The organism is Streptomyces sp. NPDC085927 (genome assembly GCF_044540975.1).
Classification (GTDB): Bacteria; Actinomycetota; Actinomycetes; order Streptomycetales; family Streptomycetaceae; genus Streptomyces; species Streptomyces hirsutus.
On the sequence record NZ_JBITSN010000001.1, the window covers coordinates 436,049 to 450,914 of the forward strand.

The window sequence follows — 14,866 nt, forward strand, 5'->3', positions numbered from 1 at the left end:
TCCGGCCTTTACGGGCGTGACAATCAGCACCCGTCCCACCGGAACCGCCTTCCGCCTCACCAGAACCGACGTGCGAAACCTGTTCATGGTTGCCGCGAGCCGCTAAAGTGATATCACTTGGATAAGCAGGCGCTATCGGACTGCATCACTCCCGACGGCGCTCCGAAAGACGGGGGATCACCCATGTCCATACACGACACGCAGGCCGCGCCGGCCACGGCCGACGTACCCGAGATGCCGGCCCCGCGCGTACGGGAGACGCCGGCGCACAGCGTCGGCGGTGGGCTCGCGCTGACGCTCGGCCTGCTCGGACTGCTGCTCGGCGTCGGTATGGCCGTCAGCGCCACGGCGGTCACCGCGACTGCCGGGAAGGCGGCGCTGATCGTCTTCGGCATCCTGATCGCCATCACCGCCTTCCTCGCCATGTGCGGGCTGAACACGGTGGCGCCGGGCGAGGCCCGGGTGGTCCAGCTCTTCGGGCGCTACCGGGGCACGATCCGGGAGGACGGCCTGCGCTGGGTGAACCCCTTCACCTCCCGCACCAAGATCTCGACCCGCGTACGCAACCACGAGACCGCGGTCCTCAAGGTGAACGACGCCTACGGCAACCCGATCGAGCTGGCCTCGGTCGTGGTGTGGCGGGTGGAGGACACCGCGCAGGCCACCTTCGAGGTGGACGACTACGTCGAGTTCGTCTCCACCCAGACCGAGGCCGCCGTCCGGCACATCGCCATCGAGTACCCGTACGACGCCCACGAGGAGGGCGGCCTCTCGCTGCGCGGCAACGCCGAGGAGATCACCGAGAAGCTCGCGGTCGAGCTGCGCGCACGGGTGGACGCGGCCGGGGTCGAGATCATCGAGTCCCGCTTCACCCACCTCGCCTACGCCCCCGAGATCGCCTCCGCGATGCTCCAGCGGCAGCAGGCCGGCGCGGTCGTGGCGGCCCGGCAGCTGATCGTGGAGGGCGCCGTGGGCATGGTCGAGACGGCGCTGGCCCGGATCTCCGAGCAGGACATCGTGGAGCTGGACCCCGAGCGCAAGGCCGCGATGGTGTCCAACCTGATGGTGGTCCTGTGCGGTGACCGCGCCGTGCAGCCGGTCCTCAACACCGGGACCCTCTACCAGTGACCGCCCCGCCCGGCCCGGAGGGCCAGACCCCTCGGCGCAGGCCGCAGCAGCGCAAGCAGGTGCTGCTGCGGCTGGACCCGCTGGTGCACGAGGCTCTGGCGCGATGGGCGAACGACGAGCTGCGCTCGGCGAACGCGCAGATCGAGTTCCTGCTGCGGCGGGCGCTCGCGGAAGCGGGCCGGCTCCCCGGCGAGGCGGGCCCCCTCCCCCGCCGGGGGCGCCCGCCCGCACAGCAGCCGCCCGCGCAGCCCCCGCAGTCCGGCCGACCGCCGCAGCCTCCGCCCGAGGAACATCCGCCCGAGTCCCGGTGACCTCCCCCTGATCTCCCCGGGGCGATGACCGCCCCGGGCCGGACGATCACTCGGGGCCCGGTGACCACCTCGCGCCCCGGTGACGCCCTCCGGACTCCCGCCTTCCTGGACCCCTGTCTTCCCGGGCCCTGCTTTCTTCGGCCCCTGGGGCCTTTCGTCCGGATGGGCCTCCGGGGTCTTTCGCCCGGAGCGGCCGGACCCCGCTCTCCGGTCCGGCCGCTCCGGACGGACGGACCGGCCGCTCCGGTCGAGAGGCCCCGGCCCTCTGGATCCGGGCGCCCGTCCACCCCGCTCCCACCCCCTCCCGCCCCGGTGACAGAACCGTGACAACCGGCCCTCACCTGGGCTCCCGCACCCCGTTCCACCACCTGCACACTCGATGTATACACGGCACGTATACACACTGTGTAGAGTGCTCGCCATGTCCATCGGTCACACCCTTCTGGGGCTCCTGGAGTCCGGCCCGCGCCATGGTTACGACTTGAAGCGTGCCTTCGACGCGAAATTCGGTCACGACCGGCCACTGCACTACGGCCAGGTCTACTCGACGATGTCCCGCCTGCTGAAGAACGGGCTCGTCGAAGTCGACGGCATCGAGGCCGGCGACGGCCCCGAGCGCAAGCGGTACGCGATCACGGAGGCCGGCGTCACCGACGTCGCCCGCTGGCTCGCCACGCCGGAGAAGCCGGAGCCGTACCTCCAGTCGACGCTCTACACCAAGGTCGTCCTCGCGCTGCTCACCAGCCGCGACGCCGCCGACATCCTCGACACCCAGCGGTCCGAGCATCTGCGCGGCATGCGCGCCCTCACCGAGCGCAAGCGCCGGGGCGACCTGGCCGACCAGCTCATCTGCGACCACGCCCTGTTCCACCTCGAGGCCGATCTGCGCTGGCTGGAGCTCACCGCCGCGCGCCTCGACAAACTCCGTGAGGCGGTCTCCCGATGACGATCCCCGCCGGGTCCCTGCTCGTCGCCCAGGACCTGCGCAAGGCGTACGGGCCCACCCCCGCGCTGGACGGCGCCGCGTTCTCCATCCACCCCGGCGAGGTCGTCGCCGTGATGGGTCCCTCCGGGTCGGGCAAGTCGACCCTGCTGCACTGCCTCGCCGGGATCGTCACACCCGACTCCGGCTCGATCACGTACAACGGGCGCGAACTGACCGCGATGAACGACTCCGAGCGCAGCAGGCTCAGGCGCTCGGAGTTCGGCTTCGTCTTCCAGTTCGGGCAGCTCGTGCCGGAGCTGACCTGCGTGGAGAACGTCGCCCTGCCCATGCGGCTGAACGGCACGCCCCGCAAGGAGGCCGAGCGCACCGCCCTGGCCTGGCTCGAGCGCCTGGAGGTCGACGACGTCCGGGCGAAGCGGCCCGGCGAGGTCTCCGGCGGCCAGGGGCAGCGGGTCGCCGTGGCCCGGTCGCTGGTGACCGGCCCGCGGGTCCTGTTCGCCGACGAGCCGACCGGCGCGCTGGACTCGCTCAACGGCGAGCGCGTGATGGAACTGCTCACCGAGGCCGCCCGGTCCACCAACGCCGCCGTCGTCCTCGTCACGCACGAGGCGCGGGTGGCCGCGTACTCCGACCGCGAGATCGTCGTACGCGACGGGAAGTCCCGGGACATGGAGCACGCCGTATGAGCGCGACCGAGGAGCGGACCCGTACCGTCTCCTCCGCCCCGGAAGTCCCCGCCGTCCGCACGGAGCCGAAGGTCCGGGCAGTGGTCCGGGACCTGGGCATGGGCGTCCGGTTCGCCCTGGCCGGCGGGCGCGAGGGGTGGATCAGGGCTCTGCTCACCGGCGTCGGCGTCGGCCTCGGTGTGGCGCTGCTGCTGCTCTGCGCCGCCCTGCCCGGCGTGCTGTCGGAGCGGGACCGGCGGGAGGAGGCGCGGCTCGACTGGCCCTTCAGCTCGGAGGTCGTGCCGAAGGCCGACGACACCCTGATCATCGCGCGTACCGACACCGACTTCCGGGACGAGGACGTCCGCGGCCGCCTGACGGAACCGGAGGGCCCGGACGCCCCCCTGCCGCCGGGTCTGAGCGAGTTCCCGGCGGTCGGCGAGATGGTCGTCTCGCCCGCCCTGAAGGAGCTGCTCGCGTCGGACGGCACGGGGCTGCTGCGCGAGCGGCTGCCGTACGACGTCGCGGGGACGATCGGCGAGCAGGGCCTCATCGGTTCGCAGGAGCTCGCCTACTACGCGGGCGCCAAGGGGCTCGCCGAGGGGCTCGACGGCTCGAGGGCGGTGCGCCTCGACGGTTTCGGCACACCTCCCGAATACACGTCCGAGGAAGAGAACGACCCGGTGATCATGCTGCTGGTCCTGGTCGTCTTCGTGGTGCTGCTGACACCGGTCGCCGTGTTCATCGCCGCCGCCGTACGGTTCGGCGGTGAGCGGCGCGACCGCCGGCTGGCGGCACTGCGGCTGGTCGGCTCCGACGCGGCGGCCACCCGGCGCATCGCGGGGGGCGAGGCACTGGCCGGCTCGCTGCTCGGGCTGCTCCTCGGCACCGGCTTCTTCCTGATCGGCCGCCAGGTCGCCGCCTCCGTCGAGGTGTTCGGCGTCAGCGTGTTCCCGAGCTACCTGAACCCCTCACCGCTGCTGGCCCTCCTGGTCGCGGTCGCGGTCCCGGCGGCCGCGGTGCTGGTGACGCTGCTCGCGCTGCGCGGGGTCGTCATCGAGCCCCTGGGCGTGGTCCGTACGGTGCGTCCGCCCCGGCGGCGGCTGTGGTGGCGGCTGCTGCTGCCGCTGGCCGGCATCGTGATGCTCTACCCGATGGTCGGGCAGGGACGCGAGAACGGGGACTTCAACGAGTACCTGGTCGTCGGCGGTGTCCTGCTGCTGCTCATCGGCGTCACCGCACTGCTGCCGTGGCTCGTGGAGACGGTCGTCTCCCGCCTCGGCAGGGGCGGCCTGTCGTGGCAGCTGGCGGTGCGCCGGCTGCAGCTCAGCAGCGGCGCGGCGGCCCGGATGGTCAACGGGATCGCGGTGGCGGTGGCCGGCGCGATCGCGCTCCAGATGCTGTTCGCCGGTATCGAGGGCGACTACACCGAGGACACCGGGCTCGACGTGACGCTGGCCCAGGCGCAGGTGGAGTTGCCGGACGGCCACGCACTCGCCCCCGCCGCCGAGAAGCTGGCGGACGCCAAGGGGGTGAGCAGGGTCTACGCACTCGCCCACGGCTACCTCGCCGACAAGCCCTGGCGGCAGGGTCCGGAGAACACCGCCGCACTGACCGTCGCCGACTGCGCGACCCTGCGCACGGTGGCGAAGCTCCCCTCGTGCCGGGACGGCGACGTGTTCGCGGTGTCCGGCGCCGAGTACGACACCAGCACCCCGACGCTGAGCAGGCCGGGCCTGGACCTCCACCTCGAGGTGCCCGACCCCTCGGACCCCTCCCGCTACGCCGAGGGGATCACCTGGACGGTCCCCGCGGGCTTCAAGGAGGCCCGGTCGATTCCGGGCCCGGTGGGCGAGGAGCGCGGTGGCTTCCTGCTGACCCCGGGCGCGGTGACGGCGGGGATGACCGACACGCTCTCCGGCCAGCTCTACCTCGAGGTCGACGACTCGGTCCCGTACGCCATGGAGCACGTGCGGAACACGGCCGCCGCGATCGATCCGCTGACGCACACGTTCCGGTGGACCGCCACCGAGCGTTCGGACACCTACGAATCGATCCGTACCGGCCTGTTCGTCGGCGCGGCCTGTGTCCTGATGCTGATCGGGGCGAGCCTGCTGGTCTCCCAGCTGGAGCAGTTGCGCGAACGCCGCAAGCTGCTGTCGGCCCTGGTCGCCTTCGGCACCCGGCGGCGCACCCTGAGCCTGTCGGTGCTGTGGCAGACGGCCGTCCCGATCGGTCTGGGGCTGCTGCTGGCCTCGGCGGTGGGGGTCGCGCTGGGCGCCGTCCTGCTGCGGATGACGTCGACACCGGTGCGGGTGGACTGGACGAGCCTGTTGCAGATGACCGGTTTCGGTGCGGGTGTCGTCGTGGTGGTGACGCTGCTGAGCCTGCCGCCCCTCCTGCGCATGATGCGCCCGGACGGCCTGCGCACGGAGTGACCGGTGCGGCGGCCGGTCCCGGGCGGCACGGGGTGCCCGGGGCCGGCCGCCGCTCCTGGCAGCATGGACCGCGTCCGGCCCACGGGAGGCACCGGATGCACGGGGGACACGGGAAGCTCGGCAAGCCTGTGTGATCCGGAAGCCCTTGTGGTCCGGGAACCTTCCCCGCCAAGAGGAGTGTGTCCACCATGTCGCTCGAGTCCCTCAAGTCCCGCATTCCCGACTACGCACGGGACCTGACGCTCAATCTGGACGCGGCCATCGGCAGCTCGGACCTGCCGGCCCAGCGGCTGTGGGGCACGGTGCTGTCGACGGCGATCGCCTCGCGCTCGGCCGTCGTGCTGCGCGAGCTGGAGCCGGAGGCGAGGGCGGTTCTGTCGCCCGGGGCGTACCGGGCGGCGAAGACCACCGCCTCGGTGATGGCGCTGAACAACGTCTTCTTCCGGACCCGCCACCTGCTGTCGGACAAGGAGTACGGCAGCCTGCGCGCGGGCCTGCGGATGAACGTCCTCGGCAACCCGGGCGTCGACCGGGTCGACTTCGAGTTCTGGGCGTTCGCGGTCTCCGCGGTCAACGGCTGCGGACTGTGCCTCGACGCGCACGAGTCGGTCCTGCGCAGGGCGGGCGTCGAGCGCGAAGTCGTCCAGGAGGCGTACAAGATCGCCGCGGTGATCGAGGCCGTCGCCACCACCCTGGAAGCGGAGGCGGTCCTCGCGGAGGCGGCCCTCGCGGAGTGACTCCCGAGCGGCCGAGCAGCTCACGAACAGCTCACGGGCGACTCCGCGCGCGTCGTTCCACCGGCGATCACCGCTCGCCCTTCGTCCTTCACTCCACCGGCGGGACCGCCGGGGCCGGCGGGGCCAGCGGTGCCAGCGGCGCGGGGGAAACCGCCGCACCGGGCGGAGCCGGCGGCCCGGGGTGGGTCGTGGCCGCCGTCATCGCCGTGGACCCTCGTGGCTTCGGGGAGAAACGCGCGGCCGGTTCCTGGGCGTACGCGCGGAGATACACCACGACGGTGTTGGTCACCGCGACCAGCGGTACGGCGACCACCGCGCCGCCGATCCCCGCCACCATGCCGCCGGTGGCGACCGCCAGCACCACCGCGAGCGGGTGGACGCGGACGGCGCGGCCGAGGATGAACGGCTGGAGGATGTGGCCCTCGATCTGCTGCACCGCCAGGACCACCACCAGCGTCATGACCGCCGTGAACACGCCCTGGGTGACCAGTCCGACGACCACCGCGAGTGCCCCGGACACCACCGCGCCGACGAGCGGGATGAAGGCGAACAGGAAGATGAAGACGGCGAGCGGCACCGCCATCGGCACGTCCAGGAAGTAGATGCCGAGGCCGATGAAGACCGCGTCGATCAGTGCCACTATCACCGTGCCGCGCACATACGCCGTCAGCGTCCGCCACGCGGCCGGTCCGGCACCGGCGACCCCCGGACGGGCGGCGGCGGGCACCAGCTTCAGCGTCCACTCCCAGATGCGCTTGCCGTCGTAGAGCAGGAACAGCGTCGAGAAGACGGCGAGCAGGATGCCGGTGAGTGCCTCGACGACGACCGTCACACCCTCGAGTCCCGCCGAGGTGATCTGCTCGGTGTTGGCGCCGACCGCCTCACGCAGGTTCTTGGCGATGTCGTTGATCTGGTGGTCGGTGACGTGGAAGGGGCTGTTGAGCAGCCAGATCCGCAGCTCGTCGATGCCGTCCTGGATCTGGTCGGAGAGGGTGTCGATGTTCTCCATGACCTGCCAGGTCACGAACCAGCCTATGAGGCCGATGACGACGAACCCGAACAGCGCGGTCAGCGCCGTGGCCGGTCCGCGCGGCAGCCCGATCTTCCGCAGCCGGGCCACCGTCGGCTGGAGCAGCGCCGTGATCAGCAGTGCGGAGGCGAAGGCCAGCACCACCAGCTGCACGGCGCCGATGACCCGCATGAGCACCCAGACCGTGCCCGCGAGCACGAGCAGGCGCCAGCCGGCCTCGGCGGCGACCCGTACTCCCCAGGGCACGGCCTGCGCGGGGTCGGGGCGGGAGGGGACGACGGTGACCGGGGCGGGTGCGGTGCCGAAGGCCGTTGCGGGGGCGGGCTCGGCCGCGGGGGCGTGGTCGCCCGGCGGCACGGGCGCCCGGTCGGCGGGCTCGGCGGAGGGGGTGGAAGCGGAGGCATCGGGTGCGCCGGGTCCGGCGGCCGGGGCGGGCGTCACGCCGGGCTCGGGGCCGTCCTGGCTCTCCCGTTCCATCGCGGCGCGGCGTTCCTCCAACCGCCTGCTCACCTCGGTCAGTCCGGCTCCGATCCGGCCGAGCCATCCTGGCACGTGTGACATGGTGCGTCCTTTTCCCCCGGTTCTCCTCATCACTCCCCCTGCTTCCCCGGGAGGCGTCGATCAGACCGTACATGGCGAAAGCCCCACACCGTAGGACGGTGCGGGGCTCTGCCGAGGTTGAGCGGGCTGGTACCGAGCAGGGCTCTAGTACCAGTTGTTGGCCTGCCAGAACGACCAGGCACCGCAAGGGCTGCCGTAGCGGTCGTCCATGTAGTTGAGGCCCCACTTGATCTGAGTGGCCGGGTTGGTCCGCCAGTCGGCACCGGCCGACGCCATCTTGCCCGCCGGCAGCGCCTGGACGAGACCGTAGGCGCCGGAGGAAGGGTTCTCGGCCTGGTAGTTCCACGTGGACTCGTGGCTCACGATGTTGCTGAAGCACTGGAACTGGTCGGCCGGCACCATCTGCCGGGCCATCGCCTGGACCTCGGCGACGCTGTACGAGCTCTGGACCGCGAAGTCGGAGGCGGACGCGGAGGCCGTCTTGGAACGGCTGGCGGCCTTGTCGGCCTCCTCGCGCTCCTTGGCTTCCTTCGCCGCCTTGGCTTCCTTCGCCGCCTGCTCGGCGGCTTCCTTCTTCTTGGCGATCGCGGTCTCGGCGGCGGCCTTGCGGGCCGCCTCCTCCGCGTCCTTCTTGGCGCTCGTGTCCGCGGCGATGGCCATCGTTTCGGCCTGCTGCGTCAGGGAAGCGGTCTGCACCTCGACCTGCTGGCCCGCGGGGATGTCCGCGAGCAGCGTGGTGCCGGCTGCGGTCGCCTCAAGGTCATTGTTGGTCTGCGCGGTACTGCCCGACGCAACGCCGACGACGCTTCCGACAGCGGTGACCGCCGTGGCCGAAGCCACTGCGAATCCCCGGACCGAAATCCGGCTCACACGGTTTCCTTCCAGCATCGACCGCTTCGGTGACCCTCGCGGACGCAATCGTGCCCCTGGCACTGGCCTCCCCAACTCGGGTCACGGGAGGTACGGGCCCGGTGGGCAACTCCCGAACGGGAGCGCCGCGTGGTACTCGGGCGGCATACGACAACGCTATGCAGTTGATGCTGGTGCTCATGTGGCGCTCTACCGCTGGGGGTAAGGCTGCGTCGTATGCGGGGCCTGACAGGAGTGAGACTCTGCCGTAATACAGAGCCGGGAGGCAATTCCCTCGCGGGTGTGAAAGCTCACATCCCGTTTGGCCCAGACGATTACCGGAAAGCCCCACGCACGCCGACGCCGCCCGGATAGGCTCTCGGCCTTTCCGGACGGCGCCAACCATCAGGCGGGGCAGACGCCCCGGACTTCCCGGACTTCCCGGACTTCCCGGGCTTCCCGGACCGTTCGGACCGTTCGGACCGCTCGGACGTCCTGGATCACCCAGATCTCACAGAACGCTCAGATCTGCCCGTCCTCCAGCATTTCGGTCACAAGGGCGGCGATCGGGGACCTCTCGGACCGGTTCAGGGTCACGTGGGCGAAGAGCGGATGGCCCTTCAGTTTCTCGACGACGGCGACCACTCCGTCGTACCGGCCCACCCTGAGGTTGTCCCGCTGGGCGACGTCGTGGGTCAGGACGACCCGCGAATTGGCGCCGATCCGGGACAGAACGGTCAGCAGTACGTTCCGTTCCAGTGACTGGGCCTCGTCCACGATCACGAACGCGTCGTGCAGCGAGCGGCCCCGGATGTGCGTGAGCGGCAGGACCTCCAGCATGCCGCGCGCGGTGACCTCCTCGATGACCTCGCGGCTGGTGACCGCCGACAGCGTGTCGAAGACGGCCTGCGCCCAGGGGCTCATCTTCTCGGCCTCGCTGCCGGGAAGATAACCGAGCTCCTGTCCGCCCACCGCGTACAACGGACGGAAGACCATCACCTTCTGGTGCTGACGGCGCTCGAGCACCGCTTCCAGGCCCGCGCACAGCGCCAGCGCCGACTTGCCGGTGCCGGCCCGGCCGCCGAGGGAGAGGATTCCCACGTCGGGGTCGAGCAGCAGGTCGAGCGCGATCCGCTGCTCGGCGCTCCGGCCCTTGATGCCGAACGCCTCCCGGTCGCCGCGCACCAGGCGGACGCTGCCCTCGGGGGTGACCCGGCCGAGCGCCTTGCCGCGCTCCGACTGGATGGTCAGCCCCGTGTGCACGGGCAGGCCGGCCGCTTCGGGCACGTGGACGTGGCCCTCCTCGAAGAGAACGTCCACCTGCTCGCCGGGCAGGGTCAGTTCGGACATTCCGGTCCAGCCGGAGGCGTCCGTGACGGCGAGCTCGGCGCGGTACTCCTCGGCGAGGAGCCCCACGGAGGACGCCTTGATCCTGAGCGGGAGATCCTTCGACACGACGGTGACGTCGAATCCCTCGGCCTGCAGATTGCGGGCGACCGCGAGGATGCGGGAGTCGTTGTCCCCCAGGCGGTAGCCGCTGGGCAGCAGGCCGGGGTCCGAGTGGTTGAGCTCGACACGCAGGGTTCCGCCGAGGTCCCCGATCGGGAGGGGAGCATCGAGACGGCCGTACCGCACCCGGAACTCGTCGAGCAGACGCAGAGCCTGCCGGGCGAAGTAGCCGAGTTCGGGATGGTGCCGCTTGGCCTCCAATTCCGTCACCACGACGACGGGAAGCACGACCTCGTGCTCGTCGAAGCGGCTCAGGGCGTTGGGATCGGCCAGCAGGACGCTGGTGTCGATGACATAGGTGCGCCGGTCGGGCTTGTGGCGCTTTGTGCTGGTCACCACGGAAGGACGTACCCCCTCGGAAGAGGTCGGGGAGCGACGGAGCGGAGCTGGACCGGTTGACGGCGCCGATGCACGGGCCGAGAACCGGCCCTCCGCTGCTTCGTCCGTGCCGTGACCGCACGGTCGGGCTGGTGCAAAGGGCCTCCCGGGCGGACGACCCCGGGCCGTCCGCTGAGATCCGACACCCGTGGTTCGGGTGTCGACCTGTCTGACTTATGCCCTCGAACCATCGCGCCCATGCCCGAGCACCCTGCGGCACCCCGGTGAACTCCTCGTTACGTCCGTTACTCCGAACGGCTCACCGACTCCGCCCGGGGCCCGCTCGGCCTCCGAACGGCGCCGCGGCCGTGACCTCAGCCGCCGTAACGCCGATGACGGGCCGCGTAGTCGCGCAGGGCGCGCAGGAAGTCGACCTTGCGGAAGGCCGGCCAGAAGACCTCGCAGAAGTAGTACTCCGAGTGCGCGGTCTGCCACAGCATGAATCCGGACAACCGCTGCTCGCCACTCGTTCGGATGACAAGGTCCGGGTCGGGCTGGGCGCGGGTGTAGAGATGACGTCCGATCATGTCGACGTCGACGGCCTCGGCGAGCTCCTCCATCGAGGTGCCCTTCTCGTGGGCGTCGAGCATCATGGAACGCACCGCGTCGGCGATCTCCTGGCGACCGCCGTACCCGATGGCGACGTTGACCACTATGCCGTCGACCTGCGCGGTGGTCGTCTCGGCCTCTTTGAGGGTGGTCTGCATCCCGGCGGGCAGCAGGTCGGGGTTACCGACGTGGTGCACCCGCCAGCGGCCGTCGGCCGCGAGACTGCGTACGACGTCCTCGATGATGCCGAGCAACGGAACGAGTTCGTCCTTCGGCCGGTCGAAGTTGTCCGTCGACAGCAGCCACAGGGTGACCACCTCGACGTCCGTCTCGGAGCACCAGCCGAGGAACTCACCGATCTTGTCCGCGCCGGCCCGGTGGCCGTGGACGGTAGTGGAACCCGAGGCCTTCGCCCAACGACGGTTGCCATCCATGATGACGCCGATGTGCTTCGGCACCTGAGCGTGGTCCAGGCGGCCTCCCACCCGGCGCGTGTACAGCCTGACCAGCAGGCCGCGCAGCTTGTCGCGCAGGTTCACGTGATCGTCAGCCCCTCCGTACGGATCGGACAGGGGCGGCACCAGCCGCGGTCCGCGCCATGCGGCCCGGTACTCCTCGGCCGCGGGCGGACCCTGTCTCCCTGTGGCAGTCCCCGGGGGCGAAGCCTACCCCCGCGAGGGCAGGGGACCTCAACGTCGGGGGGCGTTCAGGCGCGGTCCGCACCAGGGCCGCACGGAACCGCGCGGGGGCCTGCCCGTGGGTCCTACCCGGATGGAGGCGGGAGCCGCCCCGGATGGAAGCAGGGGCCGCCCCGGATGAAGAGGCAGGGGTTTTCCCGGATGAAGGCAAGGGGTGACTCCGACACCGGGCAGGGACCCGCCCCGTCCGATGACCACCTGAGGCCGGGACCGGAAGCCGCGGCCGGACCACCGGACGCGGGCAAAGAAAAACGGGCCGGTCCGTGGGGGGGATACGGACCGGCCCGAGGGGGGGAGTTCCACCATAACCCTTTGTGAGTGATGCTGCGTACATAGGCGTGCCACAACTACTCTCCGGAATCGTCCGGCAACGCCCCGATGGCCCCGGAAGTACGCATTCCGGGCGTTCCGGTGGCCGAAATATGACAGTTCTTCCCGGAAGAAACCGGCGATAGCGACCCATCTCGCCCGGGGCGGCACGACGCACCCTCGGCAGAACCCCGCCATGACCACCCTTCCGGCCGTCCCTCCGATGGGTGAACCCGCGAGGAACGCCCACTTGACCGACCGACGAGTCGGGTACCGGGCGACGGGCGACGGCACGACGCCTCGGGCATCGCGCGGTCCCCTCCACTGCACGATGCCGTCCGCGCAGCTTTGCCCGGGCGAATGACTGTGGCTTGAACAGAGCCCGGCAGATGACTGAAAGGCGAGCCACGCCCAGGAGTGGCCCGGAAACGCGGGCCGGACCGCCGATTGCGGACGGAACCTGTCCTCGATCGCCTCTACCGTCGAAGACATGACGAGGCCGGGAACAGACACACAGGCAGGCACTGGCCCAGGGGCAAGCGCAGGGGCAGGGTCAAGCGCAGGGGCGGGGACGGTGACGGCGACCGAGACGACCGTCACATGGGCCGAGGCGAGTGCGCGGCGGTTCGAGCGGCAGTTCCTGGCCTCCCCTGCGCCGGGGAGCACGCCGGTCGCCGAGGTGGTGTCCACGATGCTCGGCGCGCACGCCCAGGTGCTGTCGGCGGCCGAGGCGTCGGTGGGGTTGCGCAGGTCCGGCGCGACCCGGGCGGACGTACGGACCGCACTGTGGGAGGACCGCTCGCTGGTGAAGACGTTCGGCCCCCGCGGGACGGTCCATCTCCTCCCCACCCACGAACTGCCCCTGTGGTGCGCCGCGCTGAGCGCGGTACCGACAGGACTGAGCCCTTTCTCGTCCGGCGCCCGGCTCACCGAGGAGCAGGCGCGGCAGGTCGTGGCCGCGATCGGGGACGCGCTCGACGGTACCTGTCTGACGATGGACGAGCTGAGCGAGGAGGTCGTGGCCCGCACCGGCCCCTGGGCGGGCGACCTGGTGATGCCCGCGTTCCAGGGCATGTGGCCGCGCTGGCGGCAGGTACTGCACCGGGCGGGCTGGGCGGGCACGCTGAGCTTCGGACCCCAGCGCGGCCGCAAGGTCACATACACCCGCCCGCCGGCCGTCGACATCGCGACGCCCCCTGACGCCGACGCGGCACTGAGCACCTTCGTGAGCCGCTACCTGCACGCCTACGGCCCGTCGACCCCGCGACACTTCGCCAAGTGGCTCGCCGCACCGGTGGGCTGGGCGACGAAGGTGTTCCGGGACCTGGCGGCCGGGGGCGCGATCGAGGAGGTCGGGTTCGAGGGCGGCGCCGGCTGGTGGGTGACGGCGGGCGACACGGACTTCCCGCAGGACCGGAGCCAGAAGCGGGACCAGCCCCTCCCCCCGGCCCGGGGCGTACGCCTCCTCCCCTACTTCGACGCGTACCTCATCGCCGCCCAGCCGCGCGAGCGCCTCTTCCCGGGAGAGGCGTACGAACGCGCGCTGGCGGGCGGACAGGCCGGCAACTACCCGGTGCTGCTCATCGACGGCGTGGTGGCGGGCGTATGGCACCAGCGCCGCAGCGGCCGTCGTACGACGATCACGGTGGAGCCGTTGAAGCCGCTGACGACGCGACAGGAGAGGGAGCTGGCAGAACAGGCGGAGCGGGTGGGGGAAGTACTCGAAGCGAAGCCGGAGTTGGTCGTGGGCAAGGTGACCGTCGGCGCGCACGCGTAGGCGCCGGACCGAGGGCGGTCAGGGATTGCGTACGTCGAAGAGGTGGCGGCTGCTGTGGGCGACGAACACGCCCTCGGTCTCGATCCGTTCGTGCAGGTCGCGCAGTTGGGGCAGATACGCCTCGACGGTGAAGTCCGGAACCATCCAGATCACCTTGCGCAGGAAGTGCACGACGGCGGCGATGTCGTAGAACTCCATGCGCAGTCGTTCGGTCCGCAGGTCGACGATCTCCAGCCCGGCGGCCTCGGCGTCCCGGCGTTCGCGTTCGGGATGCCGGGCATCGAGCCGCTCGTCCGGCTGTGGCCCGAGGAAGTGCTCGACGAGTTCGTAGGCGCTGCGGGGTCCGACGTGCTGAGCGAAGTAACCGCCGCCGGGCCGCAGCACCCGCGCGATCTCCCGCCAGTGGGCCGTCACCGGATGCCGGCTGACGACGAGATCGAAGACCCCGTCGGCGAAGGGCAACGGCCCGTCCGCGGAGGCGACGACGGAGCCGCCCCGCTCCCGGAGGAGCCCGGCGGCCTTGACGACGTTGGGTGCCCACCTCTCGGTGGCGACGACAAGCGCGGGCCGACGGCCCTCGGGGACGGCACGTCCGGCTTCGTCGAGGGCGAAGCTCAGCACCTCCCCTCCCCCGGTCTGCACATCGAGCACAGCCCCGACCGCCCTGCCCGGCTGCCCGCCCAACCGCCCGGCCATGGCCCGCGCGTACCCCCACGAGGGCCGGACCTCGGTGGCCCGCCCGGCGAACCAGGAGAAGTCCCACCCCTCGGTGGGAACGGCCACACCTTCGGCCAGCAGCTCGTCAAAGGACAAGGAGGAAGGCGAAGGGGAAGAAGAGGATGAGGAAGAGGTAGAGGAACGGTCCGAGCGACGACGTCCGTACGACATCCCTCGATCCTCACAGAAGCCGACGGAACCCGCTCTCGGATTTTCCCGGGCAGGCAGCTGCGGCCCGCAGCCCACGTTCACGGCCTCCAGTCC

The 14,866-nt window shown here is 71.1% G+C and carries 12 protein-coding genes; 7 read left to right on the forward strand and 5 right to left on the reverse strand.

Annotation, left to right across the window (positions count from 1 at the left end; all coding sequences use genetic code 11):
- Positions 1-183: 183 nt before the first annotated feature.
- From ACIF80_RS02035 to ACIF80_RS02060, 6 genes are all read left to right on the forward strand, one after another.
- Entirely contained in the window at positions 184-1,128 is a 945-nt protein-coding gene (locus ACIF80_RS02035) for an SPFH domain-containing protein (protein WP_399798185.1), read from the forward strand.
- Complete coding sequence (locus ACIF80_RS02040; protein ID WP_399798188.1) at positions 1,125-1,439, forward strand: hypothetical protein; 315 nt, start codon at positions 1,125-1,127, stop codon at positions 1,437-1,439. Before ACIF80_RS02035 ends, ACIF80_RS02040 begins: the two co-directional genes overlap by 4 nt.
- A gap of 421 nt (positions 1,440-1,860) precedes the next feature.
- On the forward strand, positions 1,861-2,385 hold the full coding sequence (locus ACIF80_RS02045) for a PadR family transcriptional regulator (protein ID WP_332430353.1): 525 nt from the start codon (positions 1,861-1,863) through the stop codon (positions 2,383-2,385).
- The gene (locus ACIF80_RS02050) at positions 2,382-3,071 is read left to right on the forward strand and encodes an ABC transporter ATP-binding protein (protein ID WP_399798191.1); all 690 of its coding nucleotides are present in this window, start codon (positions 2,382-2,384) and stop codon (positions 3,069-3,071) included. The genes ACIF80_RS02045 and ACIF80_RS02050 overlap by 4 nt, the downstream gene beginning before the upstream one ends.
- Positions 3,072-3,169: 98 nt before the next feature.
- Complete coding sequence (locus ACIF80_RS02055) at positions 3,170-5,488, forward strand: ABC transporter permease (RefSeq protein WP_399799377.1); 2,319 nt, start codon at positions 3,170-3,172, stop codon at positions 5,486-5,488.
- Between the two features lie 188 nt (positions 5,489-5,676).
- A complete protein-coding gene (locus ACIF80_RS02060; RefSeq protein WP_399798194.1) occupies positions 5,677-6,225 on the forward strand; it encodes an alkyl hydroperoxide reductase in 549 nt (182 codons plus the stop codon).
- An 88-nt stretch (positions 6,226-6,313) separates the two neighbouring features.
- On the opposite strand, the gene ACIF80_RS02065 is transcribed toward ACIF80_RS02060, so the two are convergent.
- The 4 genes from ACIF80_RS02065 to ACIF80_RS02080 form a co-directional block, all read right to left on the reverse strand.
- Positions 6,314-7,816, reverse strand: a complete 1,503-nt coding sequence (locus ACIF80_RS02065) for an AI-2E family transporter (protein WP_399798196.1) — start codon at positions 7,814-7,816, stop codon at positions 6,314-6,316.
- Positions 7,817-7,960: 144 nt separating this feature from the next.
- Complete coding sequence (locus ACIF80_RS02070; RefSeq protein WP_399798199.1) at positions 7,961-8,704, reverse strand: transglycosylase SLT domain-containing protein; 744 nt, start codon at positions 8,702-8,704, stop codon at positions 7,961-7,963.
- A 483-nt stretch (positions 8,705-9,187) separates the two neighbouring features.
- Positions 9,188-10,513 (reverse strand): PhoH family protein, encoded by a 1,326-nt coding sequence (locus ACIF80_RS02075; protein ID WP_399798201.1) that lies wholly within the window; start codon positions 10,511-10,513, stop codon positions 9,188-9,190.
- Between the two features lie 353 nt (positions 10,514-10,866).
- On the reverse strand, positions 10,867-11,640 hold the full coding sequence (locus ACIF80_RS02080) for an isoprenyl transferase (protein WP_399798204.1): 774 nt from the start codon (positions 11,638-11,640) through the stop codon (positions 10,867-10,869).
- A gap of 1,042 nt (positions 11,641-12,682) precedes the next feature.
- On the opposite strand from ACIF80_RS02080, the gene ACIF80_RS02085 reads away from it, so the two are divergent.
- Positions 12,683-13,885: a winged helix DNA-binding domain-containing protein gene (locus ACIF80_RS02085; RefSeq protein ID WP_399798206.1), complete on the forward strand. Its 1,203-nt coding sequence runs from the start codon at positions 12,683-12,685 to the stop codon at positions 13,883-13,885.
- Positions 13,886-13,903: 18 nt separating this feature from the next.
- Here ACIF80_RS02085 and ACIF80_RS02090 read toward each other — a convergent pair whose 3' ends face one another.
- A complete protein-coding gene (locus tag ACIF80_RS02090) occupies positions 13,904-14,698 on the reverse strand; it encodes a methyltransferase domain-containing protein (protein ID WP_399798209.1) in 795 nt (264 codons plus the stop codon).
- Positions 14,699-14,866 lie beyond the last annotated feature (168 nt).

Bases quoted from the DNA above. Each gene is read 5' to 3' on its own strand.
- ACIF80_RS02060 (WP_399798194.1), top strand. From the start codon at position 5,677: ATGTCGCTCGAGTCCCTCAAGTCCCGCATTCCCGACTACGCACGGGAC.
- ACIF80_RS02055 (WP_399799377.1), top strand. From the start codon at position 3,170: ATGGGCGTCCGGTTCGCCCTGGCCGGCGGGCGCGAGGGGTGGATCAGG.
- ACIF80_RS02035 (WP_399798185.1), top strand. From the start codon at position 184: ATGTCCATACACGACACGCAGGCCGCGCCGGCCACGGCCGACGTACCC.
- ACIF80_RS02050 (WP_399798191.1), top strand. From the start codon at position 2,382: ATGACGATCCCCGCCGGGTCCCTGCTCGTCGCCCAGGACCTGCGCAAG.
- ACIF80_RS02070 (WP_399798199.1), bottom strand. From the start codon at position 8,704: ATGCTGGAAGGAAACCGTGTGAGCCGGATTTCGGTCCGGGGATTCGCA.
- ACIF80_RS02045 (WP_332430353.1), top strand. From the start codon at position 1,861: ATGTCCATCGGTCACACCCTTCTGGGGCTCCTGGAGTCCGGCCCGCGC.
- ACIF80_RS02065 (WP_399798196.1), bottom strand. From the start codon at position 7,816: ATGTCACACGTGCCAGGATGGCTCGGCCGGATCGGAGCCGGACTGACC.